The organism is Nonomuraea sp. NPDC003804 (genome assembly GCF_040610675.1).
GTDB lineage: Bacteria > Actinomycetota > Actinomycetes > Streptosporangiales > Streptosporangiaceae > Nonomuraea.
The window spans coordinates 241081-263966 of sequence record NZ_JBEXMT010000008.1 but is presented as its reverse complement, the minus strand read 5'-3'; the positions used below and the strand labels follow the sequence as shown (position 1 = coordinate 263966).

Genomic DNA, 22886 nt, shown 5'->3' with positions numbered 1-22886 from the left:
CCAGTGTGGGCCGTGGTCGCGCAGGGGGTGAGACGGTTCGCGCTGGGTGAGCGCGTGTACGAGTACCGGGAAGGGCAGTACCTCATCGCCTGCCGCTCTCGGGAGCCCGTCCGGGGTGGCGGATCCCTCTTGAGAGGGATGGGGCAGTTCACTCGCCTCGGCGATGTCCGTACGGCGACGAAAAACCAGGATGGGGGAGGTCATCGCAGCTAAGGAGTCAACGAGATGAACCCCCGCATCGCCTTCGTCGCCGCCCCCGTCCTCACCTTCACCTACGGCGTGATCCGCATCCTGGACGGCCTGGACGGCAGCCGCGGTCCCGGGCTCGCCTGGACAACTGGGCACCTGGCCTTCATCGGCGCTCTGGTGTTCTTCGCCATGACCTTCCATGAGATGTGGAGGCTGGCCGGTCGAGGACGGCTGGCCAGCGGGCTGGCCTTCACCGGATATGTCGGGATCGCCACACTGATCGCCCAGTTCGCCATCGACATCGTCATCGGGTTCCGGTCAGCCGACCACGCCGCGATGGGCGTGCTGTTCGACCAGGTCCAGGCGGTTCCCGGGGTCCAGCAGGTGATCTACGACTTCGGGCCGTCGCTCTTCTTCGTCGCCCAGATCGGCCTGGTACTCCGGCTTGCGATCCAGCGCCGCGTCAAGGCCTGGACGCCCGTCCTGGTGATCGTTGACGTCCTGGTGCCGTTCGTGGAGAAGGACCTCATGCCGCTGGGCGCCGCCTTCCTGCTGATCTCCTACCTGGCGCTGGCCAAGGTGTCCCGCGCGTCGCGTCTGGCTGAGGCCCGGCACCGCGTGGTCGAGCCTGCCGTACCGGCTTCTGTGTGATGAATGGAGAATGCCGGGTCGCGTCCCTCGTCAAACGGGTGCGCGCCGTCCCGGCACGCCGGCTCGACCTGGCTCTCACCGCGCTCGTCCTGGCGGCCCAGCTCTGGCCGCTCCTGTCCGGCCCGGAGTCGTGGAGTTGGTGGGGTACGCCGTCGTGCTCGCGGCAGCCGTACCCCTGATGTGGCGGCGGCGCGCACCGGTGGTCGCGTCCATGGTCACCCTCTGCTCAGTCGCTCCCTGGCATCGCGGCCCCATAAGGGGCAGGCTCCATGGCGGCGATTGAGCGGATTTGAGAGGGCTTTAACCACGTGAGTGGTTGGATCCGCCACATCGCCGAAAGGATTCGAGACATGAGCAAGCACGTACTCGAACCGGAAGCGCAGAAGATCGCGGATGCCACCGCGAACCCACCCTTCCTCTATGAACTCGGACCTGAGGGTGCCCGCAAGGTACTCGACGATATTCAGTCCGCTCCGATCGACAAGCAGCCCGTCGCCGGCGACAAGTGGATCACCGTTCCGGCGGAGGTCGGAGATGTCCAGGTCCGCATCATCAAGCCTGAAGGGACGACCGGCCTCCTGCCGGTGATCCTCTACATCCATGGCGGCGGGTGGATCCTCGGCAACTCGGGGACGCACGACCGGCTTGTCCGCGAACTCGCCAACGGCGCGCGTGCGGCCCTGGTCTTCGTCGAGTACGACCGCTCCCCGGAGGCGCGCTATCCCGTCGCCATCGAGCAGGCGTACGCGACCGCGCAGTGGATCATCAAGAACGGCGCCGGCGAAGGGCTCGACGCCAGCCGCATGGCAGTCGCCGGCGACTCGGTCGGCGGCAACATGACCGCCGCGGTGGCGATCATGGCCAAGCAGCGCGGTGACGTGCGGTTCGTGCACCAGTCGCTCTATTACCCCGTCACCGACGCGGCGCAGGACACCGACAGCTACCGCGAGTTCGCCGACGGGCCGTTCCTCACCGCGAGGGCGATGGCCTGGTTCTGGGACGCGTACATCCCGGGCGATGGAGCGCAGCGCAAAGAGATCACCGCGTCACCGCTGCGCGCCTCCCTGGAAGAACTCGAGGGCCTCCCGCCGGCGCTGGTCATCGTCGACCAGAACGACGTCCTCAGGGACGAGGGCGAGGCTTACGCCGCCAAACTCACTCAGGCCGGTGTTCCCACGGCGTGCGTCCGGTACAACGGCATCATCCACGACTTCATGATGCTGAACCCGGTGCGTTCCACCCAGGCCAGCACAGCGGCCATCGAGCAGGCTGTCCACGTGCTGCGCAAGGCACTCGGCACGCTTTGACACTCCCGTGACGTGTCATGGGAAGACCGTCCTTCTGCGATGAGTTTCGGCCCGGGCGTTCGGGGATGAGCCGGGCTGCTTGGAACTGATAACGCGAGCGGAGCGTGTTTGCCGAGGTCGCGGTGCACTCTTTCATCTGCAGCACGGTCTGGACGCCCTGAGCCGGCTGCCGTCCACCGAGGATTCGTGACTCACCGACACGCTGTCGGTGGCAGGGACGGCCGCATCGCCCACTGCGACAAGTCCGGTTCGGCCGGCCTCCATTGCATGATGCTGCCTTCGATCCCGCAGCATCCTGCCACCCGTCGATCTTCAAATTGCCCGTCGCCACCGCCATCCTTGAACGAAACATCCAGCGCGAATAGATCCTTCTGGGGGAAGCGGAAATGAAGAAGATGGTCAGCAGGGTCTTGGCGGTAGTCGCGCTGGCCGGCGCGACGTTCATGGGTGCGAGCAGTGCGCACGCCGCGGCGGACTTCTCCGATGTCATCGTGTGCGTGCGGTCGACGGCGGAGTTCGCGGACGGTTCGGTGCTCTCCTGCACAAACGTCTGGTAGACGGTCTCGTTCCATCGGATTGGGGTGTGGGCGCGGTTCGCCTCACCCCAATTCCGTTGCTCTGACGAAATGCGGCCAGGCTGAACCAGGGGTGAACGCACCACGAAAGCCGGAGTGGAAATTCAGATCTCCCCCTCTTCGGAATCGGGCTTCACATGACCATCTGAGCCGAGGTGGTGCACCCCGCACGATGACCAGCGGGCATCTCCCCGAGGCGAACGCCGTCTGTGCCGGTGCGCCAGACGATGATGTCCATCGCCCCGCCCTTGCGCCGGACCCGGGCGCCGGTTGCGCAGGTCCAGCTCGTCGACATCCTGCCCCAAATAAGGCGATACCGGTCGCGCTGCCGACAGCGTGCGGTTTGTGAGTGGCGCGTTGGAGGGTGAGGCGGTCCGCGTCACCTATCCCTTATCACCTATCACCCGGAGGAACGGGTCAATGTCCCAACCTGTCTTTTCGTCGGATCGTGCGCGGCCACGCCGGCTGCGTACGGTCACCGCTTCGGCGCTGGGCGTGAGTCTGACCGTGGCCGCGGCGTTCCCGGCTGCCGCCGCGGCCACGCCGTACGCGGACTGGAGCGGCACCACGGCGCAGCGCGCTCAGCTACAGCAGTTGGCACGGAACCTGGTGGACGCCGGGGCGCCCGGCGTGATCGTGCGGGTCGACGACGGCCGCGGCCGGCCGATCGAGATCGCCGAGCAGGCCACCTGGACCAGACGGGATCACCTGCTCAAGGTGGGGGACGAGTTCCGGATGGGGTCCCACACCCAGACCGTGATGGCCACGCTCGTGCTGCGACTGGTCGCCGAGGGCAAGCTCGCTCTGACCGACCCGGTGGAGAAGTGGCTGCCTGGCAAGGTGCCGGGCGGCAAGGCGATCACGTTGCGCATGCTGCTGAACCACACCAGCGGCCTGTTCGACTACACCGATGACGCCGCGCTCCTGCCGTCGATCCTCGGCAAGGATCGGCGGCGGTGGACCTCGGCGAAGCTGCTCGCCGTGGGGGTGAAGCACGATCCGCTGTTCGCGCCGGGCACGAAGTGGTCGTACAGCAACACCAACTACGCCGCGGTCGGCGCCGTCCTGGAGCGGGTCACCGGGGCGAGCCTGGCCGATCTGGTCCGGGATCGGATCGCCCGACCGCTCGGCCTCAAGCACACCTACTTCGCCACGGACTCCACCTGGCGCGGCTCCCATGCGCACGGCTACGAACCGGATGCCGCCCACATGCCGCAGACCGTGCCGGCCAAGTTCCGGCAATTCGCCGGGGCGCGCCACCACGGTCACGTGGACGTCTCCGACAATGACCCCGGATGGAGCGGGGCGGCCGGGGCGCTGGTGTCCACCACACGGGACTGGTCCCGGTTCTACACCGCGTTGATGTCCGGCAAGCTGCTGCCCGCCGCCCGGCTGGCACAGCTGCGCGCCACTGTGCCGATGGACCCGCAGCAGCCGGACGGGCCCGGCTACGGACTCGGCATCCAGACCGGTACGAGCCCGTGCGGCACGTACTGGGGTCACGAAGGCGGCATCCCCGGCTACCTCACCATCAGTATCACCGACCGCACCGGCACCCGCTCGGCGAGCGTCCACATGTCGACGGAGATCCAGGCCGAGTTCGGGGCCGACCCGAAGATCGCCGAGGCCGCCCCGGCGCTCCAGACGGCCGTGGCCTGCGCGATGTTCGGCAAGCCTGTGCCGACCACGGCTTCCGCTAACTGACCGGTGCGGTGGTGATCGGCCTGCGTGACCCGCGCCGCCGACCGGTGAACGCCGCGCTCCCCCGCCACGGCGTCGGACTCTCCCGGTCACCGGCGAGCGCTCCACCCGCCCAGCTCACCACCGCAGGACACCAGCCGCGCCGCAGACCCTGACCGGCTGCAGACAGCGACAGACCGACATGTCCACCATGCCGCGAAGACGAAGATCGGAGCTTGAACGACAAGCCAAGAATCGCATGTTTGCGGTGTCCGGCGGCGGGCAGGCGGCGGCTGTCTGCCCCGGGCGGGGTTCTCCCCGAGGCTTCGTCCGGAGCAGGCCGGGCAGGGACACCTGCCGGGAGAAGCGTCTCCCGACGGGGCTCGCAGTCGAGCACTACGGATCGACACCAGACGCCACGCGCGCCCACGCGCTGGGTCGGGCGTTCGCCGGGCGCGTACCGCCACCGCCTCCCGTGACCGAGGCGGCCGTCAGGCGTCGAAGCGTCCGCGGGCAGCCTCGATGTGCGCCAGGTACCGCTGGGTCCAGCCGCACATCCCGTCAGCCACCGATCGCAGAGCCCTGCCCGGCTCGGTGAGGGTGTACTCCACCCGCGGCGGCACGGTGGGATGCACCTCGCGCTCGACCAGGCCGTTGCGCTCCAGCATGCGAAGGTTCTGGGTGAGCATCTTGTGGCTGATGCCCTCGATCTCCTGCCGCAGCTCGCTGAAGCGCAGGGTGCGCTCGCCGAGGGCCTCGATGATGAGGAGCGCCCACTTGTTGGCGACATCCGAGAAGATCTCCCGCGCCAGGGAGTCCGCGCGTCTGAGGTCCGCGTCCTCGGGTGAGCTTCCGTACTGCTTGGTCACCATCGGGTTCCCCAGTCACTGAAAAGTGCGTTCTTCCATGTCAGAGAACACTCTCTTACGGTTCCTGAGTAACCACAAGTGACTACGGAAGCAGGCGTCATGGCCATCACTCTGGTGAACCCCGACGGATTGCCCACGATCGACGTTTACCGGCAGGTGGCGATCGCGTCCGGGACGAAGCTGGTCTTCATCGCCGGGCAGGTCGCCTGGGACGCGGAACCGGAGCTCGCAGCGCAGGTCGAGCAGTGCTACCTCAACATCGGCACTGCCCTGGCCGAGGTCGGCGGTTCCTTCGCCGATGTGGCGAAACTGACCGTGTACGTCGTCGACTGGACTCCTGACAAGATGCCGGCGCTGCTGGAGGGGATCTCCCGGGCGGCCGGAAGGCTCGGGATCACTCCCGTTCCCCCGGCCACTCTTGTGGGTGTCGCGGCGCTGGACATCCCCGACCATCTGGTCGAGATAGAAGCCACCGCGATCCTCGACTGAACCGGCGTAGCGAAGACCTACGCAGAAGGGGCCCGCCCTCCACACCTTCCGCTCCGGCGACGACTCCAGCTTCATCACCGGCATCGAACTCTTCGTCGACGGCGGCCTGGCGCAGGTGTGAGCCCGATCGGCCGGAGCCGGCTCGGCTGAGCACAGGGCGGCATGTCCACACGGTTTCTAGGTGGGCAACTCCGTCCCGGCCTGCTCGGCGATCATGTACGCGGCATACCAGCTGGGCCAGTCCGCGTCCGGTTCGCCGGTGCGCTTCTCGTGCTCACCGTGGGCGGCCTCGGCCCGCCGCAGCGCCTCGGCCAGTTCGCCCGCGGAGGTGTAGGAGGCGGGAGCCGGTTCCACGCGCCCGGGCAGGCGGGTCGTGACCTCCTGCATGACCCAGGTGTTGCCGTCGGGGTCGCTGAAGGCGGCGAGGGAGTTGTAGGTGCGGCGCTCCGGATCCAGGCCGTCGGCCTGCCCGTCCGGGGTGCGGTGGAAGATCTCGCCGACGTCGACGCCGGCCGCGACCAGCGCCCGCCTGGCGGTCTCGATGTCGGAGACGATCACGTACGCCCTGGCCGAGCCGGGCGCGGCCGAGGTGATGTTCTCCCCGAAGTGCACCGAGCCCGGCGAACCCGGCGGCGTGAACTGCTCGACCCCGGGCGGCGTGACGTCCTGCCTCCAGCCGATCCTGCGGTAGAACTCCGTCGCCCGCTCGACGTCAGAGACGGGCAGGACGATCACCTCGATCTTCATGTCGAAGCTGCCGACGCCGACATCTGTGGTGCTCATCGCTATCTCCTTGGTGGCGATACCAGGACCAGGGGCCCTTGGGGTCGAACGGGATGCCGCCGGACTTGGCTCGTTCGAGCTGGGCCTCCATGGAAGCCGCGCCGATCTCGAGGCGGGCGTCGCCGAAGGCGGAGTGGTGCACGAACGCGTTCCGGAAACTGACATCTCCGCTGGAAGTACCCGGGTAGCCGTTCCAGCCGATCAGGCGCGGGTAAAACCATCCGCCGGTGTGGTTCTCCACCGCGTCATCGGCCGCGTTGGCGAAGCGGAGCGGCGGAGCACCTCCTGCCGAACCGGTCCGCACGAGCGGCGTCCGCGACCAAGGCGGAGGTGTCGGTCATGGCCCCCATGGTCACCACCTGGCGGGAAGCCGCCGCCTTCGCCGCCCGGGCCAGGGCGCACGGGCTGACCCGGGTGGGAGCGATGATCGAGGTACCGGCCGCCGCGCTCATGGCGCACCGGCTGCTCGACCACGTGGACTTCCTCAGCATCGGCACCAACGACCTCGGCCAGTACGCCTTCGCCGCCGACCGCCAGCATCCGGAACTGGCCGACCTGCTCGACCCCCCCACCAGAACGTGGCTGCACTCCCCACCAGGGGCGAACATCACACCGGCGCCAGGACCATGGCCGTGCCCAGGAGGACCGCGACGGAACCCGGCGGGACCGTAGTCGAAGGACCGGTTTCGTCGCGGTGGCGTCGGCTGAACAGCATGCGACGCTCCGTGGCACCAGGACGTGGGCCGAACGACTCGGATGTGAGGGACCAATTGCTCTTCGAGCGGTCCCCGCTGACCGTCACTGTGGAGAGGCGGGGAGTGTGCACCCGGGGCCAGGGGGTTGGCGCTGTCCCAGGCCGCTGCCCGATCTGCGTCTCGACGGGTCGTGCTGGAGGCCGCGGCTTCCTGGGTGTGCTCGGTGGGGCCGCCATGGGCGTCACCTGGGCGACGCTCACCGCCCTGGCGATGGTCCGGCTAGGGGGAGGACATGAAGATCAAGAACGTGATGTCCACGCCGGTGGTCGTGGTGCCGCCGTACACGGCGGTGTGTGATGTCGCCCGGCAGATGGACCATTCCGGAGTCGGCAGCGTCGTCGTCAGCGACGGACAGGAGGTCATCGGCATCGTGACCGACCGCGATCTGGTGCTGCGGGTGCTCGGGCAGGGAGGGGACGGCCAGGCTCAGGTGCGGCAGGTCATGACCAGGGATCCGGCCACCGTGCGACCTGATGACGACCTGGACGTGGCGGTCGAGATGTTCCGACGGAGCGCGTTCCGCCGACTGCCCGTGGTGGAGGCAGGCACGGTGATCGGACTCCTGAGCGTGGACGACCTGCTGCTACGGGTCAACCAGCTCACAGCCGACCTGCTCCGGCCGCTGGCCAGGCAGATCAGCACGCCCGGGCACTTCCAGGAAGGCTAGCGCGGTTTCCACGAACGTTCACCGGCTTGAGTGATCAGGCCGCTCGGGCGAGGTCAGCCCATCACCAAGAATACGGCAGCGGCCCGCATGCGCTCGATCACCTGATGGATGGGCTGCGCTTTCAGGTCAGTGGCGACGACAACCCCGCGGAAGAGGACGAGAGCATCAGCTCGATGCTGGCGTTGATCGGCCGCATAACGGAAACGGACATGGCCGCTGACTGGCTTGAGGCGGTGCACTCTCGCATCGAACTGACCCGAAGGTGACGGCGTTGGTCTCCGATCGCCCTGGCGGGCGGCCCGTTCCGGGCTGAAGATCGGGGTGGTTGCCCGCCGACGTCGTGTCTCTGGCCAGCGCACGGTGTGGGAGACGATGCGCGGCTTCTTGCCCTGACCGAGGCGGGCCTGCCCGACGTTCGGACAGGTCCGCCCGGTTCTGGCTCGGGAACCCTTACGGGATCACGAACCCCTGTACGGCTGCGATGGGCAGCGGCTAACACGAAGCCTTGCCCAGCTTGAACCCGGCGTTGTAGCCGTGATCGTATGCCGCGTCCTGCAGCTCAGGGGCGAGCCCCTGCCGGGGCTGTTGGCCCTTGCATGAGGCTTGCCCTTCGGTGTATCCCTCGTTGAAGCCGCGCGAGCACAACGTCCTGAGCTCGCCGTTGAAGTTGCGGGTGCACGTGGGCGGCGCGGCCTTCAAGGTCGCGGTGACATGACTGTCGCCGGCACTTACGGACGTCGGAACGACCGAGGCTTGCGAGACAGCGACCGTCCCGAACACGAGGGCGGGGATCAGCGGACTGGCGATGAGCAGACATTTTCCGCGCATCTTCGTCTCCTTCCTGATGAAGCCATCTCGACAACCGCGACTTCATCCGGGGAAATGGCGCTGGGATGGCTCGGGAGAGCCGATCCTCGTGAAGGCGAACCTTCCTTGGGAATTTCTGCTTCCTTACCCTCTCAGCGGAGGGCATCTGGCTGTGGCCCCTGATTTCCGTCGCCGCCCATTGACGATGTTTTCCGACATCGCATGCCGGCTGGGGCGACGCACACCTCCAGCATGGGATTCGGCTTTTCGGCGTGTCCAGGCACTTGACCTCAATCTGAGCACGGTTTTTCCTGTTGCCCGCAGATTTCCGAGATCTTAACTGAACACGAAGGGGCCTGCCTGTTTGCGCCGGGCTTCAGGGGGACAGCAGAGCCGCCGGGGACAGTCAAAACATGGCTTGAGTTTTGTCGTTTTGTAGGGCGGCACGCGGGACGAAAACAACCGGCCGATCCGGCACCAGCGGCTGAATCGCCCCGGCTCTCCACATCGAGGAACCGCTATCTCCTCCACAGGCGCCAGGTGGCGAGCACGACGAGCGCCGTGAAGCCCGACGTGAGCGCGCCTCCCTCCCCGATGAACCAGCCGGAGTGCTCCGTGGCGGCGGTCATGGCTCCGGCGACGAAGTAGATCGACGCGTTGAGGGTGGCGTGCAGGACCAGGACGGGCCAGATGCTCCCGGTGCGCAGCCGCAGCCACACCAGCGGATAGGCGAGAGCCACTGCCTCCACCATGAACCACAGCAGCGCGTACGGCGTGGAGACGCCTTTCTCGATCCCGCCCGGCACGAAGAGCATCAGAGGAAAGTGGGACACCCCCCAGGCCAGACCCACGATGAGGGCCGTGGCGTCGATGCTCCTGGTCGCCGACAGCCGGACGGCCAGCAGGCAACTCCAGCCGACCTGTTCACCGAAGGACAGCAGCATGTACGGCACGACGCCGGGAACCAGCCCGAGCAGGACGCCCAGGGCGGGGTGAAGCCCGACGGTCTCGGCCAGGTTGCCGGGATCGAAGCGCGCGGCGCCGGTCAGCCATGCCACACCGTACGCCAGCCCGACACCCAGCACGGGTATCGCCCAGGCCAGGCCGATCGTCCTCCAGGGTGCCCGGCGCAAGCCCCAGTCGAAGCCGCGCAGGCCGCGCCCGCCCGCCAGCCAGGCCACGAGCCCGGCGATGCCCGGCATGAACCCGCCGCTGAAGACCGCGATCCGCGCGGCGATCGGCGCCTGGCCGAGCCGGTTCAGGTCGAGTCCTTGGGACACGGCGAAGGCCAATGAGGGAAGCACGAGCGCGGGCAGCACGAGCGCGAAGACCGTGAGCTGCCGCCGTATCACAGCGCGTTCTGATAGGGAGGATGTCGTTGTACGCACGGCGGCAGTACATCCGCCCGGCGGTCCCGATCTCCCAGACCTGTGGTCCTGTCATGGTCCCGCATTCGTTGTCCGGATGGTGCGGGATATTTGACCATGTGGGAATGCGTATTCATCGGTGGCCGTGGCTGATCCCGGTCGCTTCGTCGGCGGCCATCCTCGCCGGCGCTGTCCTGACCACCGCGGTTCCCGCCCCGGATGTCACATACCTGGTGCTCGACGCCGTGGTCGGCCTGACCTTCCCCCTCGTCGGGGTGCTGATCGTCACGCGCAGACCGCGCAACCCGCTCGGTTGGCTGTTCTGCCTCAGCGGTGCGGGGCTGGCGATGCAGGCACTGGCGGGCGGCTACGCCGTGTACGGCGAGGCGCACGGGTGGCCCGCGACCGGCTTCGCGGCCTGGGTGATGAACTGGGTGTTCTTCACCGGTTTCGGGCCGCTCTTCCTGGTGCCGACCTTGCTGCCCGATGGCCGGCCGCCGTCCCCGCGGTGGCGGTGGCCGATCGGCGCGCTGGTCCTGGCGATCGCCGTGCTCCAGGTCATGCTGATGTTCAGGGACCGGATCTGGGTCTGGGGCAGCGAGGAGCCCAGCCCGTTCGGTTTCGTGCCGACGGACGTCGCCGCGGCCTTCTTCGAAGCCGTGATCATCGCGATGTCCGTTGCCGGCGTGGTCGCGCTGGCCATCCGGGTCCGCTCCGCCGATGACCGGCGCCAGCTCCTCCCCGTACTCGCCGCGGCCGTCGCCGTCGCCGTCGCCGTGATCGTCGACACGGTGCCCCCGGACGGCCTGCCGCTGCTCGGGGCGTGGCTTCACGTGCTGACCCTGCCGCTGCTCCCCGCCGCCACAGCGGTCGCGATCTTCCGCTATCGGCTCTTCGACATCGAGGTGCTGATCCGCCGTACCGTCGTCTACGTCGCGGTCACGTGCCTGCTGCTCGGCGCCTACCTGGCGACGGTCGCCACGTTCGACACGTTGCTGCGGCGGGACGCGGGAGTGCTGGAACCGCTGCTGGGCACGGCGGTGGTGGCGGTGGCGTTCGCCCCGGTCCGCGACGCGGTGCAGCGGGCCGTGGCCCGCCTGCTCTTCGGCAATCGTGGCGAGCCCGCGGCGGCGCTGTCCCGTCTCGGCCAGCGGCTGGAGGTGTCGGCCGATCCGACACGGCTGCTCGACGGCGCCGCGGAGACCGTGGCGCATACGCTCCGGCTTCCTTCGGTCGCCGTGCTCGCCGCCGACGGCACGCCCGTCTCCGTCGTCGGGGGCGTTCCGGAACACGGGGTACGGCTGCCGCTGCTGAGCGGCGGTCACCGGGAAGGGGAGCTGCGAGCTGCCCCGCGCTCGCCCGGTGAGGCCCTGTCCAGGCTCGACCTGGCCGTTCTCGACGATCTCGCCCCGCACCTGGCGGTGGCCCTTACCGCGGTACGCCTGGCCAGGGAGGTGCAGTCCTCGCGCGAGCACCTGGTCATCGCGCGTGAGGAGGAACGCCGCCGGCTGCGCCGCGACCTGCACGACGGCCTCGGTCCCGGCCTGGCCGCCATCTGCGTGCGACTGGATCTGATCCGGTTCACCGCGCCCCCTGACCTGCACGAGCAGCTGGGGGAGGTACGGCAGCTCACCCACGACCTCGTCGTCGACATCCGCCGGATCGTGGACGATCTGCGGCCCCCTGCGCTGGACGAACTCGGCCTTGGCGGCGCGCTGGAGGACCTCGTGCTCGACATGGCCCCGGACCTCGACGGCGCTCCGGCGGTCGCGGTCAGGCTTCCGATGCCGCTCCCGGTCCTCCCTGCGGCGGTGGAGGTGGCCGCGTACCGGATCAGCCAGGAGGCGCTGGCCAACGCGCTACGGCACGCGGACGCGTCGAACGTGGAGATCATGGTGCGGGCCGAGCCTGGGCGGCTGTTCCTCGAGATCCGCGACGACGGCCGCGGCCTGCCCGCTCCGGTCGTCGAGGGAGTGGGATCGGGCAGTATACGGGAGCGTGCCGCCGAGCTCGGTGGTCTGTTGCGAAGGACGTCCAGCCCCGGAAAGGGCACGATCGTAGAGGCGGTGCTTCCCCTATGAGCTCCATGCCCACCGGTGAACCTGCGAGCTCCGCGCCGGCCGGTGAACCGACCCGCGTGCTGCTCGTGGACGACCACCCGCTGTTCCGGCACGGCCTGAGGGCGCTGCTGGAGCAGGTCGGCGGTGCCGAGGTGGTGGGCGAGGCCGGGGACGGCGAGGAGGCGATCACGCTCGCCCTGTCACTGAGCCCGGACGTCGTCGTCATGGACCTGGTGATGCCGGGGGTCACCGGGATCGAGGCGACCCGGCGGCTGATCGACCAGCGGCCCGATCTTGGCGTGCTCGTGTTGACGATGAGCGAGGACGACGCGTCGGTCTTCGCCGCGTTGCGCGCCGGAGCACGGGGTTACGTCCTCAAGGGCACGGACGGGCACGACTTCATCGCCGCCGTCCGGGCCGTCGCCAGAGGAGAGGCCGTGTACGGCCCTGCGGTGGCCCGCCGCATCCGGCGGTTCCTCACCACGGGCCCGGAGAGCGGTCCCTTCCCGGAGCTGACCCACAGGGAGCGGGAGATCCTCGACCTGCTCGCCTCGGGGAAGACCAACGCCGAGATCGCCCGGCAGCTCTTCCTCAGCCAGAAGACCGTCAAGAACCACCTCACCTCCGTTTTCGCGAAGCTGCAGGTGGCCGACCGCGCGCAGGCGGTGGTTCGCGCCCGTCGCGCCGGCCTGGGCGAGTGACCGTCGCGCGGGCCTGGGCTAGTAACCGTCGCGCCGGCCTGCGCGAGTAACCGTCGCCCGTCGCGCCCGCTGGGTGAGTAGGACGCCATGCGCGACCACGGCCGGGTGGACAGCCGCCCGTCGCGCGGCCGTATCAGCTCTCCTCGGTCTTCCGCCACAGGCGGCTGGTCGCGGCCACGGTGATCACCAGTCCGCCGACGGTCAGCACGCCCGACTCGCCGACCAGCCACGGAGATGCGCCTTGCGAGGCGGTCATCGCCTGGGCGACGAAGTACGTGGCGGCGTTGAGCGAGGAGTGGAAGACCAGCAGGGGCCAGATGCTGCGGGTCCGCAGCCGCCACCACACCATGGGGAACGCGAGTGCGATCGTCGACGCCGTGAACACGGCAAGGGCGAAGGGCGTCGGCACTCCGTCCGGGACGGCTCCCGGAACGAAGAGCATCAGGGGGAAGTGGAACAGCGACCAGGCGATGCCGACGATGACGGCCGTGAGGTCGCGGCTCCTGGTAGTGGCGAGGCGAACCGTCAGCAGGCTGCTCCAGCCGATCTGCTCACCGAGCGCCAGCACCATGAACGGCACGACCCCGGGGAGCAGCCCGAGCAGCACGCCCGCCGCCGGCGGAAGTCCGGTCGCCTCGGTCAGGTTGGCGGGGTCGAAGCGGGCGGCTCCAGTCAGCCAGCTCGCGCCGTACGAGAAGAGGACCCCCGCCACGGGTATCGCCCACGCCAGGAGAAGCACGCTCCAGGAGACGCGGCGGAATCCCCAGTCGAGGGTGCGCACGCCTCCGCTGAGCGCTGAGGCCACCAACGCCGCCAGGGCCGGCATGAACGCCTGCCCGTAGATGGCGATCTGGGCCGCGATCGGCGCCTGGCCGACCTGGTTGATGTCGAGCCCCTGGGACACGGCGAAAGCGACGAGAGGCAGGTCGATGGCCGTCAGCGTGATCCCGAAGAGCAGGATCGGCCGGAGGCCGGTTCGGGTGGTCGTGTTCATGGCCGACAGTCCACCTGCCGGGCGGTCCCACCCGCCTGAGAGCACGGTCCCCTCCGAGTCCCTGTGCGGTCCCGGAACCGGCTACAGGTCAGCGATCAGCCGACGGTGCGTCCGGCGGCGGCCGGTCCGCCGGGGTGGCAAGCCCTTCGACGGCCATCCGCGCCAGGACCCGCCGAACGTCTTCCACGTCCACGCCCGCGATGGCCGCCAGTTCCTCCACCGGGTACGGCCCGGCGCCGTGGCGGTCGACAAACGAACGGATCGCCCGGAAGGTCACCAGATCGGCCGTTCCCGCGGCCAGCGACTCCAGCTCCTTGAGCGCCAGATCCAGCCACACGACATCCTCGCCGGCCTGCACGCGACGCTCACGCTCGCGGCGCATGGTCGCCAGCAGCCCGGCGGTGTCGTAGGCGATCTCGGTGAGGATCCGGTCGCGCTCGACCTCGTCCACACCCTCATGCTGCGCCTGCTCAGCATGCGGTGTCCAGCGCCGAGTCGGGCAAGATCATCGCCCGCGCCCACCACGCCACCCTGGACGCCCGCCCCTGTCCCGGCGGCGGCCTGACCATCGCCATCATGTTCGCCGGGAGCCGGTCAGCATCACCCGCCGGGGCGCGCGGGGGCGGCCATCGTCCCTCTCAGGGCAGGCCCGCGCCCGGGCCGTCACATCGGCCGCTGCCGTCGCTGCGCGGACGGAGACCTCGTCGGGGACGGCCGCGCCTGACCATGTCAGTGCTCGCGGAGGAAGCCGCGCAGGAGGCGAAGGTAGGTCGCGGTCTGCTCGTGGGCGATCCCGTGGCCGGCGTTCGCGACCTCGGCGAGGCGGGCGCCGAGGATCGTGTCGCGGTACTCGGCGGCGACGTGGGGTTTGATGTAGTCGCAGGTGCCGCGCATGATGAGCGCGGGTACGTGGAGCCGGCGCAGTCGGGGGCGGGGGTCGGGGACGCGCATGGCGTCGGCGACGGTGAACTGGTTGGCGTAGAAGCCGGGGCGGTTGCCGTGCGTCGGGGCGGGCGGGCCGTCCGGGCAGGTGGTGGCGTCCTTGCCGATGAGCAGCAGTTCGCGCATCCGCCAGTCGGCCTCGCGGTCGGGGACGAGAGCGTGCGCGGCGGCCGGGCCGTTCTCCAGCAGGAGGGACAGAGCGATCATGCGCGGGCTGCCGAGGAGGTCGTCGCGGCGGCGGGCCTGGTCGGGTGTGAGGCGGTTCCACGGCTCGCCGATGTCGCCGGCGCCGGGTGCCCAGAGCGCGCCGGGGGAGACGAAGACCGCCTTGTCCACCCGGCCCGGGTGGGCGGCCAGATACTGGGCGGTCAGCGTGGCCCCCCACGACCTGCCGACGAGGATCATCTTGGGCGCGCCGATGACCTGCCTGATCGCCTCGAGATCGGCCACCTGGCGGGCGACGGTGTAGCCGGTGACGTCGGCGAGGCGGCTGGAGCGGCCCGCGCCGACCTGGTCGTAGGCGTAGACGTCGAAGCCGTCCGCGGCCAGTTCCTCCGCCCCTTCCGGCAGGCCCTCGCCCGCGGTGCCCGGTCCGCCGTGCAGGAAGATCACGGGGTACGGCTCGGCGCCGCCCTTCCGGTGCGTGTAGGCGATGCGGGAGCCGGTGGGCAGGTCCCAGTACCTGACGTACGCGGGAGCGGCCGAGGCGAGCGGCGTCGGTAACGGCCGGAAGACGAGCAGCCAGGCGCTGACCGCGGCCAGTGCGGTGACCGTGACCGCGAACCAGACGGCGGCGCGCCCGGCCGAGCGCGTCAGCAGTCGCATCGACGGCCGGCCCAGCAGATAGGCGACCAGCAGGCAGACCAGGACTGCCGCCGCGCACAGCATGGGGATGACGGCGGTGACGGAGGCGAGCGCGAGAAAGGAGAACGCGGCGGCGGCCACGGCCAGGAGGGCGGCGATCAGGCCGGCCAGCAGGCCCGCCGTGCGGCGAACAAAGGTGGGCATGCCGCCAAAGATCCTCTTGTGGGGTGTGTGCGGCATCGGGAGCAACCCCGGCCCTCGCCCCGGGTTCCGGGCGGATACTCCTCCTGCGGACCCACTACTTTCGTCCTGGAAACGTGGCGAACCGGGTGCGTGTCGCGGGCGCCCTGGTGGTGCACGAGGACAAGCGGCTCGGCCGCGGCATCATGATGGGTAGAAGTGCATGACGACGGCGAGCCCCACGAAGTGGATGATCACCACGAAGGTGATCAGGAAGATGAACACGAACTTGGCCGGGCCGTGCTCGAAGTGCTTACCCTCCTTCAGGGGAGGCAGCTTGGCCTGCCGCTCAGCGATGCGCTCCTCCAAAGGCTTGCGGTAAAACACGGGTGTCCTCCAGGGGTCAGCCGACCGATAGGTTTTGCGTGCAGGTTATTGGTGGGCTATTAGTTTGTACACAAAGTAACCTACCAGGGAATGGAGGAGGAAACCTCATATGGAGCCTGTGACAGGCGTAACAGACCTGCTGGCGCTGGATCGGCAGGTGTGCTTCGCCTTGAGCATCGCCTCGCGCAGCGTCATCGGGCTGTATCGGCCACTGCTGCAGCCGCTGGGTCTGACTCATCCGCAGTACCTGGCCATGCTCGCGCTCTGGCAGCACGAGCCTCTGTCGGTCAAGGAGCTGGGAGAGCTGCTTCAGCTCGATCCGGGCACCTTGTCTCCGCTGCTCAAGCGGCTTCAGGCCCTCGGCTACATCCATCGCGAGCGCAACAGCAAGGATGAGCGCGCCCTGGCCCTGACCCTCACCCCAGCCGGCAAGGAGCTACGAGCCGAAGCCGAGAAGATCCCACCCGCCATCGTGGCACGTCTCGGCATGGACATCGAAGAGTTGCAGCACCTGCACCAGTCGTTGATGCGAGTGATCGCGGCAGCACGCGGTGCCGACGAGCCCAAGCCGCACGACTCCTGACCGTTCCACGTCATTCGTCCAGGTCGAGCGACATGTCCATACTCCCTGAGGACACCGGTCACGCCGGCGGACGTCGAGCCGGGTGATCCGCGGTGGTGCCGCTCCGGCGACGGCTCAGCACCGCGGCGATGGGAATGGCGGCGGCCAGGCCGCTCAGCAGGACGGCCGCGAGCGCTCCAAGGACGGCCGGTTCGTCGCCGAAGGCGAGGCCGACCGCGGCGAGCGCCGGTCCCACGTTGCGCACCGCGGTGACTCCCCCCATGGTGGTACGGAGTGCCCGCGGCCCGGTGGCCATGGCCGTGCCGAGGCCGAAGGCGATGGCGGAGAAGACGAAGCCCGCGAGCGGGCTGAGTGAGCCGATCAGCGCGACGACGTCCCGCCAGTTGCCCAGGAGCATGCCGGCCAGCACGATGAGGAAGGTCACGTTCGACGCTCCGACCGCCACCGGATGCCATGACAGGGCTGTGGGCGACGCGTAGTGGCGCACCGTCAACCCGACGGCGAACGGCACGAGCTGGAGGACCGCCACGGTCAGCATCAGTGCCGGGACGTCGAGTGCGACTCCACCGCCCACGCCGGCCGCCTTGAGCATCACGTTCGCCGTGGGACCGAAGGTGATGCTGCCGACGGCGGCCAGCAGGACCTGCATCGCCGCACCTGCGACCACGTCGCCCTTCTGCACCATGCCGAGTTTCGCGCCGAGCGGCCCACCCGGTGAGGACGCGATCAGGAGCAGCGCGATGTACGCCGCCGTGGGCAGGCCGAACAGGGCGGCGAGGCCCCAGCCGAGGAGCGGGACGGCGACCAGGTTGGCCAGGAGGACCAGCACCAGCAGCAGGACATTCGCGAACACGGCGCGCAGGGCCGACAGTGTCGCCCCGAGACCGGCGGCGAACATGGTGGCCGCGATGAAGACGACGGTGACGGCGTTGAACAGCAGCTGCAGCGTGTCCATATGGATCCCCGGTCGTCGGGCCAGAACGGCGTCACCATGCTCAGTCCGTGAGGTCGCCGAGCCGGCGCAGTGCGGTCAGCCCTGGCATGAAGCAGTATTCGCCGCCTCGCGTGACCACGAACCGCGGTGTGGAGAGCAGCCGACGCCGTACGGGACGCCGGGGAATGGTGAAGTCGCCGGAGCCGTCGGTGGAGCCGATGACAGGGTCTTTCGCCCCGCCCGCGCCGAAGAAGACGCCGTCGTTCATCCATTCGGACTGGACGAACTCGAACTGCCGCCCGAGATGCGCTCCGACGAAGGCGAACATCAGCCCGCGGTCGGCCCCGTCGTCCTCCAGGACGCCCTCGGGCAGCGGCGGCCCGTACGCGGTGCCGCGCCTGATCATGCGATGCAGCCTCGGCACCCCGGCCACCCTCGCGTCACGAGGATTGCCCCGGCGGATGTGGCAGCCGCCGGGAGTGGCGAAACCTGCCGGATCGTCCTGCTCGAACAGGAAGATGTTGTTGCGCGTCCGGTCGGCGCCGAGACCGGGGTCGTCGTGTCGCGGGCTGAGCGCCAGCGGAGCGCCGCTGCGCCAGCGTCCCATGAGCTTCGCGGCCAGCAGTTCCTCGTCTTCAGGCCCGGTGGCGTTGTCCTTCAGGTATCGCCTGAACAGGGCCACGCGCTGGTGGAGTTTGCGGAAGACCACGTAGGTGCCGTTGCGTCCGAGGACATCGGGTTGCGGGGTCTGGATGCCGCCGAGCTCGTCGCGATAGCCGAGCACGAACTCCCCCGCCTTGAGCGGCGCTTCCAACGGGTTCGAGCCGGCTATGCCGCTGCCCTCGACGGCGGGATGGCTGATGCCGTCGCGGTAGCCGAAAGGTTCGGTCTCGGTGGGCAGCGCGTGGCAGTTCTGCCGCCAGATCGCCGTCACTCCGGGCAGGGCCTCGTAGGCCGGGCGAGCACGGTCGATGGCGGCCTCCAGCCGTGCGCTGTCGGGCGCGAGCGCCACCAGCACCACGTGGACGTCGGGTGTGCCGAGCGGCGACTCCCAGTTGTCGGGGCTGCTCTCGCCGACGTCGCCCAGCACGGTGGCCCGTGCGGCCATCCCCTGCCGGAACTCCCAGGCGAAGGTGTCCAGCCACTTCTGAGGGACACCGAGCGCCTTGAGACCGTGGTAGGTCAGCGCGACGCTGACCCAGGTCTCGCTCAACGGGCTGACCGTGTCGGCGGCCGAGGTCACCACGGCGCTCACGCGCCGCATCAGCTCCCGCCCATGGTCGCGGTCGTCGATGCGGAACAGGATGTAGGTCGCCGCGTACGGCGTCGGCCGGGGGCTGAGGACCCCGCGCTGGATGTCGTCGAGTTCGAGCTTGACCTGGGCCTGGGTGTCCTCGCTCACCGGAACCCGCCTCCTCGTAGCGCTACTTCGCCGAGACGATGTTGTTCCAGAAGGCGCGCAGGCTCTCGTCGACGCCGAACAGCGAGCTGAAGATCGTGGTGTCGGCGAAGATCACGTCACCGGCGCGGTCACCGCCGGGTGGCATCCACAGGAACATGTTGAACTCGGTGTTCCCGGCCTCGGTGAACGGGTGGGGCCTGGACATGTCGATCGGCTGCCTGCCCAGCACGTGGATGGCGCTCGGGTCGTCGGTGGTCACGGCGTAATGAGGCAGGTGCTTGTGGAAGTTGAAGCTGGACACCCCTTCCAGCCAGCCCTTGGTGTCCAGGTCCCTGACGATGGACAGCGGGGCGCTCCTGTTCCCGTCCGTCACCGCGGGACGGAGCCCGTACCGGTTCTCGACGGGTATCCCCAGCCCTGCCATCAGCGACCGGGTGTACCTGCCGAAGCGTTGCTGGCGGGGCACCAGCGCGTCGCCGTGGTGGTGGTATTCCATGTCGCGCACCACCATGTCGTTCGACGCGCCGACGTCGTGATGCGGTCCCAGTGCCAGGCAGGTTCCCTCGCGGGAGAGGAAGTCGCGCACCGCCTCGATCTCCCCGGGTGTGGCGTCCTGGCCGGTGATCATGTGGTCCAGTCCCCACACGAACAGGGTGTCGGTGTCCGCAAGGACCCGCTCGTCCAGCGGAGTGTGGAATCCGGCCTGGTCGACGCGCTGGTACACGGGTACGACGTGCCCGCTGGTCTCCTCGACGAACTGCTGGAAGGGCAGCCATCCCCAGAAGAACAGCTCCAGCCCGCCCGCGATGCCTTGCTGGAACCGCAGCGGATCCGACCATTTCGGGTCCTCGTAGGCAGGCCACGTCACGCGCCGCACTTCGGTCATCGTGGAGAACCGGTTGTCCAGTTCGGCGGTGTTCCTGCCGGCCTCGGCTGGATAGCTCCATGCGACGTAGATGCTCAACCGCCGCCGGCCGGGAGTGTACTGGCGCGGCACGTGGGTCTGGTTGTAGGTGCGCGCCGTTCTCAACTCGCTCATCTCGTCTCCGCATGGCGCCGGCGGGCATCACTGCATCTGGTCGAGCATCTCCGACAGGGCGCTCCTGACCAGCAGAGCCTTCTTGATCTCGTCGGCGGTGACGTACGGGTACTCGCCGTACTCGATGAAGCTCGGGCAGTGGTGCTCGCGAACGAATCTGATGAACGCCTCCGGGTTGGTCTTCCAGTCCTCGGGGAAGCCCTCGAGGTTCTCGAAAACCGTGTTCACTCCTGATCGGGTGAACAGTGCGATGGCGTCTTCGGTGTACTTGTCGAAGTCGGTGTCGAAGATCCCCTGGTACATGAAGCGGGTGTCGTCGTCGAAGAGCACCCAGCGCAGGTAGTGCAGCTTCAGAGGGGCGAGCAGGTCCGGGTCGTCCTCCAACGCCTTGGCGAGCGTGTGTCCGTAGCCTCGGATGACCTCAGCTCGGCCGGGCTTGACGTTCGCGATGATGGTGAACCCGTAGCACGCAGGGGTCCGCGGGTAGACGGGACCGTACTTCCCCTGCTCCAGATGGTCGGTCTCTTTCGGGATGACGACCGCCTGCGGCCTGATCTCCATGCCCGTCCCTCTCCATCGTTGTACACCAAGGGGGAAACGGTGGAGCGACCTGACTGCTGGCCATTATCCCATAACGCGGCGCTGTACGGCAGGCGCGTGCACGCCCAGGGGCCAGCCGCGTCCAACGGAGTGGACGCGGCCGGCCGTGAGTTTCGTCGTTCAGCCGGCGCGGTCGGCCGCACCGGACTTGATGGTCTCGATGAACTCCCCGAGCTTGTCCTCGGGCAGGTTCTGGGCGAGGTCCGACTCGCTGATCATCCCGACGAGCCGCCGATCGTCGATCACCGGCAGTCGCTTGACCTTGTGCTGCATCATCTGCCGGAGCACGTCATCGACGTCGGCGGTCGCCTCGACGTAGACGGGCTTGCCCTGGGCGAGCTCCGCGGCGCGGCACTCCTGCGGATCCTTGCCCTCGGCCAGGCACTTGATCACTATGTCGCGGTCGGTGATGATGCCGTGCAGCTTGTTGTCGGTGCCGCAGATCGGCAACGCTCCCACACCGAGGTCACGCATCTTGCGTGCGGCATCGATGAGGGTCTCGTTTTCGCCGATGCACTCGGCACCCACATGCATGATTTCCCGTGCCGTCGTCATCCGGGCCCTCCTCAGGTGTGTCCTTCCTTCCGTGCCGCCTACCCCATTCATCAGCGGTCATCCGCGCGTTCCAGAGATCGGCGGTGCGAGCGTTCAGCTCAACGCCTTCTCCAGTTCCGTCCTGGACATGCTCGACCGGCCTCTGATGTTGCGGCGCTTGACCTCGGCGTACAACTGATCCTTCGTGCGACCGCCCGCGCCGGAGCCGGCGGTGCGCGACTCGCCCGCCCGCGCGCGTTCCTTGTTGACCGTGCGGGCGGCGATCTCCTTTGCCCGCTTCTCGCTCTCCCCCCGTGCCAGAACGAGTCGCCCTCGCGTCGGAGTCCATCCGTAGGAATTTTCCTCCATGTCATTCCAGGAAGAGTTCGACGACGGGCACCAGGACGTCGGGGCGTCGCACCGGCAGCTCCAGCGTGAGCGTGTCCGGCGCCTGGCCGCCCATCCGGGTGTTCTGGGCCTCCTGGTCAGGGTCGGTGCTGACGAACCTGATCTCCGAGGCGTCGTTCAGCAACTGCGCGTAGCGCACCTTGCCCGCCAGCCCCGGCAGGTGCACGTGACGCAGCGGCCAGCTGAACAGGTGGAGGTAGAGCCGGTCGCCGCGGCGGGTGTAGCGGCAGTCGGCCGGGGCGGGATACTCCGCCGGGCCGCACCCGCGGATGGAGCGCTCGTGCAATTCCATCCAGCCGCCGATCCCGGCCAGCAACGCGGTGGCGCGCGGGTCGATGCGCCCGCGCCCGTCAGGACCGACGTTGAGCAGCAGGTTGCCACCCTTGGACACCCCGTCGACCAGCATCTTCACCAGCAGGTCGGCGCTCTTGTAGTCGAGGTTGTCGCGGTCGTAGCCCCAGCTGCCGTTCAGCGTCTGGCAGGCCTCCCAGGGGCGTGACATGGGCGCGGAGGGCTGGTACTGCTCAGGGGTGACGAAGTCGCCGGGAATCCCGAGGCGGTCGTTGACGAGGATGTCAGGTTGCAGCTCGCGCACCATCGCCAGCAGTTCCTTCGAACCCCAGTCCTCGGGGCCCTTTCCGCCCCACCATTCGCTCCGGCCGGCGTAGGAGAAGTCGAAGAAGAGATAGTCGACCGTTCCATAACGGGTCAGGAGCTCCCTGACCTGGCCGTGCAGGTATTGCCGATACACCGAGATATCACGTTCGGGAAGGGGACGGTCATCGCGCAGCGGATGGGTTCCGTCCACGGGGAACTGCGGGTGGTGCCAGTCGATCAGTGAATGGTAGAAACCGACCTTCAACCCCTCGGCGCGGCACGCCGTCACGAACGGTTCGACCAGGTCACGGGAGGCCTTGTAGTCCGTCAGGTCGCTGTCCCACAGGCAGAATCCGTCGTGGTGCTTGGTGGTCAGCACGGCGTAACGCATGCCCGCCGCCCTGGCGGTCCGCGCCCACGCGGCGGGGTCGTACAGGTCCGGCGAGAAATGGTCGACGTAGGGCTGGTATTGCGCGTCGGTCAGTTTCTCGCGCGTCTTCACCCATTCGTGCCGGGCCGCCAGCGAGTACGGCCCCCAATGCACGAACATTCCAAAACGATCATTGACCCACCAGTTCATAA

At 68.6% G+C, this 22886-nt stretch carries 27 protein-coding genes and 1 pseudogene; 13 read left to right on the top strand and 15 right to left on the bottom strand.

The features are described 5' to 3' along the window. Positions 1-3 precede the first annotated feature (3 nt). The 6 genes from ABZX22_RS13965 (at position 4) to ABZX22_RS13940 (ending at position 4426) form a co-directional block, all read left to right on the top strand. Positions 4-213: a hypothetical protein gene (locus ABZX22_RS13965; RefSeq protein ID WP_354908316.1), complete on the top strand. Its 210-nt coding sequence runs from the start codon at positions 4-6 to the stop codon at positions 211-213. A 12-nt stretch (positions 214-225) separates the two neighbouring features. After that, the gene (locus ABZX22_RS13960) at positions 226-840 is read left to right on the top strand and encodes a hypothetical protein (RefSeq protein ID WP_354908314.1); all 615 of its coding nucleotides are present in this window, start codon (positions 226-228) and stop codon (positions 838-840) included. Continuing rightward, positions 837-1019, top strand: coding sequence for a hypothetical protein (locus ABZX22_RS13955; protein ID WP_354908313.1), 183 nt, complete (start codon positions 837-839; stop codon positions 1017-1019). Before ABZX22_RS13960 ends, ABZX22_RS13955 begins: the two co-directional genes overlap by 4 nt. Before the next feature lie 129 nt (positions 1020-1148). After that, positions 1149-2147 (top strand): alpha/beta hydrolase, encoded by a 999-nt coding sequence (locus ABZX22_RS13950; protein WP_354908311.1) that lies wholly within the window; start codon positions 1149-1151, stop codon positions 2145-2147. Positions 2148-2533: 386 nt separating this feature from the next. Beyond that, positions 2534-2704 carry a hypothetical protein gene (locus tag ABZX22_RS13945; protein ID WP_354908309.1) on the top strand — a complete coding sequence of 57 codons (171 nt, stop codon included), beginning with the start codon at positions 2534-2536 and terminating at the stop codon, positions 2702-2704. Positions 2705-3217: 513 nt separating this feature from the next. Then, entirely contained in the window at positions 3218-4426 is a 1209-nt protein-coding gene (locus ABZX22_RS13940; protein WP_354908308.1) for a serine hydrolase domain-containing protein, read from the top strand. 467 nt (positions 4427-4893) lie between these two features. On the opposite strand, the gene ABZX22_RS13935 is transcribed toward ABZX22_RS13940, so the two are convergent. Then, positions 4894-5274, bottom strand: coding sequence for a helix-turn-helix domain-containing protein (locus tag ABZX22_RS13935; protein ID WP_354908307.1), 381 nt, complete (start codon positions 5272-5274; stop codon positions 4894-4896). A 96-nt stretch (positions 5275-5370) separates the two neighbouring features. On the opposite strand from ABZX22_RS13935, the gene ABZX22_RS13930 reads away from it, so the two are divergent. Beyond that, positions 5371-5760 carry a RidA family protein gene (locus ABZX22_RS13930; RefSeq protein ID WP_354908306.1) on the top strand — a complete coding sequence of 130 codons (390 nt, stop codon included), beginning with the start codon at positions 5371-5373 and terminating at the stop codon, positions 5758-5760. Between the two features lie 177 nt (positions 5761-5937). Here the strand turns inward: ABZX22_RS13930 and ABZX22_RS13925 are convergent, their stop codons facing one another. Continuing rightward, positions 5938-6543 (bottom strand): VOC family protein, encoded by a 606-nt coding sequence (locus tag ABZX22_RS13925; RefSeq protein WP_354908305.1) that lies wholly within the window; start codon positions 6541-6543, stop codon positions 5938-5940. Between the two features lie 315 nt (positions 6544-6858). Between ABZX22_RS13925 and ABZX22_RS13920 the strand changes: the two are divergent. The 3 genes and pseudogenes from ABZX22_RS13920 to ABZX22_RS13910 form a co-directional block, all read left to right on the top strand. Next, a pseudogene (locus ABZX22_RS13920) lies at positions 6859-7110 on the top strand (putative PEP-binding protein); the annotation flags it as partial. A gap of 420 nt (positions 7111-7530) precedes the next feature. Next, entirely contained in the window at positions 7531-7965 is a 435-nt protein-coding gene (locus tag ABZX22_RS13915) for a CBS domain-containing protein (RefSeq protein ID WP_354908303.1), read from the top strand. Positions 7966-7991: 26 nt separating this feature from the next. Then, complete coding sequence (locus ABZX22_RS13910) at positions 7992-8231, top strand: hypothetical protein (RefSeq protein ID WP_354908302.1); 240 nt, start codon at positions 7992-7994, stop codon at positions 8229-8231. Positions 8232-8457: 226 nt separating this feature from the next. Here the strand turns inward: ABZX22_RS13910 and ABZX22_RS13905 are convergent, their stop codons facing one another. Both ABZX22_RS13905 and ABZX22_RS13900 read right to left on the bottom strand, forming a co-directional pair. Beyond that, a complete protein-coding gene (locus tag ABZX22_RS13905; RefSeq protein WP_354908301.1) occupies positions 8458-8793 on the bottom strand; it encodes a hypothetical protein in 336 nt (111 codons plus the stop codon). A gap of 497 nt (positions 8794-9290) precedes the next feature. Continuing rightward, positions 9291-10124 carry a CPBP family intramembrane glutamic endopeptidase gene (locus tag ABZX22_RS13900; RefSeq protein ID WP_354908300.1) on the bottom strand — a complete coding sequence of 278 codons (834 nt, stop codon included), beginning with the start codon at positions 10122-10124 and terminating at the stop codon, positions 9291-9293. Between the two features lie 140 nt (positions 10125-10264). On the opposite strand from ABZX22_RS13900, the gene ABZX22_RS13895 reads away from it, so the two are divergent. Both ABZX22_RS13895 and ABZX22_RS13890 read left to right on the top strand, forming a co-directional pair. Next, the gene (locus ABZX22_RS13895; protein WP_354908299.1) at positions 10265-12220 is read left to right on the top strand and encodes a sensor histidine kinase; all 1956 of its coding nucleotides are present in this window, start codon (positions 10265-10267) and stop codon (positions 12218-12220) included. After that, positions 12217-12900 (top strand): response regulator transcription factor, encoded by a 684-nt coding sequence (locus ABZX22_RS13890; RefSeq protein ID WP_354908297.1) that lies wholly within the window; start codon positions 12217-12219, stop codon positions 12898-12900. Before ABZX22_RS13895 ends, ABZX22_RS13890 begins: the two co-directional genes overlap by 4 nt. 133 nt (positions 12901-13033) lie before the next feature. Here the strand turns inward: ABZX22_RS13890 and ABZX22_RS13885 are convergent, their stop codons facing one another. The 4 genes from ABZX22_RS13885 to ABZX22_RS13870 all read right to left on the bottom strand — a co-directional run bounded on the left by ABZX22_RS13885 (position 13034) and on the right by ABZX22_RS13870 (position 16207). Beyond that, positions 13034-13894 carry a CPBP family intramembrane glutamic endopeptidase gene (locus ABZX22_RS13885; RefSeq protein ID WP_354908296.1) on the bottom strand — a complete coding sequence of 287 codons (861 nt, stop codon included), beginning with the start codon at positions 13892-13894 and terminating at the stop codon, positions 13034-13036. 88 nt (positions 13895-13982) lie between these two features. Continuing rightward, the gene (locus ABZX22_RS13880; protein ID WP_354908295.1) at positions 13983-14345 is read right to left on the bottom strand and encodes a hypothetical protein; all 363 of its coding nucleotides are present in this window, start codon (positions 14343-14345) and stop codon (positions 13983-13985) included. Between the two features lie 278 nt (positions 14346-14623). Next, complete coding sequence (locus tag ABZX22_RS13875) at positions 14624-15844, bottom strand: alpha/beta fold hydrolase (protein WP_354908294.1); 1221 nt, start codon at positions 15842-15844, stop codon at positions 14624-14626. A 180-nt stretch (positions 15845-16024) separates the two neighbouring features. Further along, positions 16025-16207 carry a hypothetical protein gene (locus ABZX22_RS13870; RefSeq protein ID WP_354908293.1) on the bottom strand — a complete coding sequence of 61 codons (183 nt, stop codon included), beginning with the start codon at positions 16205-16207 and terminating at the stop codon, positions 16025-16027. Between the two features lie 109 nt (positions 16208-16316). On the opposite strand from ABZX22_RS13870, the gene ABZX22_RS13865 reads away from it, so the two are divergent. Continuing rightward, positions 16317-16790, top strand: coding sequence for a MarR family transcriptional regulator (locus ABZX22_RS13865; RefSeq protein ID WP_354908292.1), 474 nt, complete (start codon positions 16317-16319; stop codon positions 16788-16790). A 58-nt stretch (positions 16791-16848) separates the two neighbouring features. Here the strand turns inward: ABZX22_RS13865 and ABZX22_RS13860 are convergent, their stop codons facing one another. The 7 genes from ABZX22_RS13860 to ABZX22_RS13830 all read right to left on the bottom strand — a co-directional run bounded on the left by ABZX22_RS13860 (position 16849) and on the right by ABZX22_RS13830 (position 22884). After that, positions 16849-17745: a bile acid:sodium symporter gene (locus ABZX22_RS13860; protein WP_354908290.1), complete on the bottom strand. Its 897-nt coding sequence runs from the start codon at positions 17743-17745 to the stop codon at positions 16849-16851. Between the two features lie 40 nt (positions 17746-17785). Next, the gene (locus ABZX22_RS13855) at positions 17786-19126 is read right to left on the bottom strand and encodes a peroxidase (protein ID WP_354908289.1); all 1341 of its coding nucleotides are present in this window, start codon (positions 19124-19126) and stop codon (positions 17786-17788) included. Between the two features lie 22 nt (positions 19127-19148). Then, a complete protein-coding gene (locus ABZX22_RS13850) occupies positions 19149-20165 on the bottom strand; it encodes a hypothetical protein (RefSeq protein ID WP_354908288.1) in 1017 nt (338 codons plus the stop codon). 27 nt (positions 20166-20192) lie between these two features. Next, entirely contained in the window at positions 20193-20726 is a 534-nt protein-coding gene (locus ABZX22_RS13845; RefSeq protein WP_354908286.1) for a hypothetical protein, read from the bottom strand. Between the two features lie 159 nt (positions 20727-20885). Continuing rightward, positions 20886-21320 carry a CBS domain-containing protein gene (locus tag ABZX22_RS13840; protein WP_354908285.1) on the bottom strand — a complete coding sequence of 145 codons (435 nt, stop codon included), beginning with the start codon at positions 21318-21320 and terminating at the stop codon, positions 20886-20888. Between the two features lie 93 nt (positions 21321-21413). Continuing rightward, entirely contained in the window at positions 21414-21668 is a 255-nt protein-coding gene (locus tag ABZX22_RS13835) for a hypothetical protein (RefSeq protein WP_354908284.1), read from the bottom strand. Between the two features lies 1 nt (position 21669). Then, complete coding sequence (locus tag ABZX22_RS13830; RefSeq protein ID WP_354908283.1) at positions 21670-22884, bottom strand: alpha-L-fucosidase; 1215 nt, start codon at positions 22882-22884, stop codon at positions 21670-21672. Between the last annotated feature and the right edge of the window lie 2 nt (positions 22885-22886).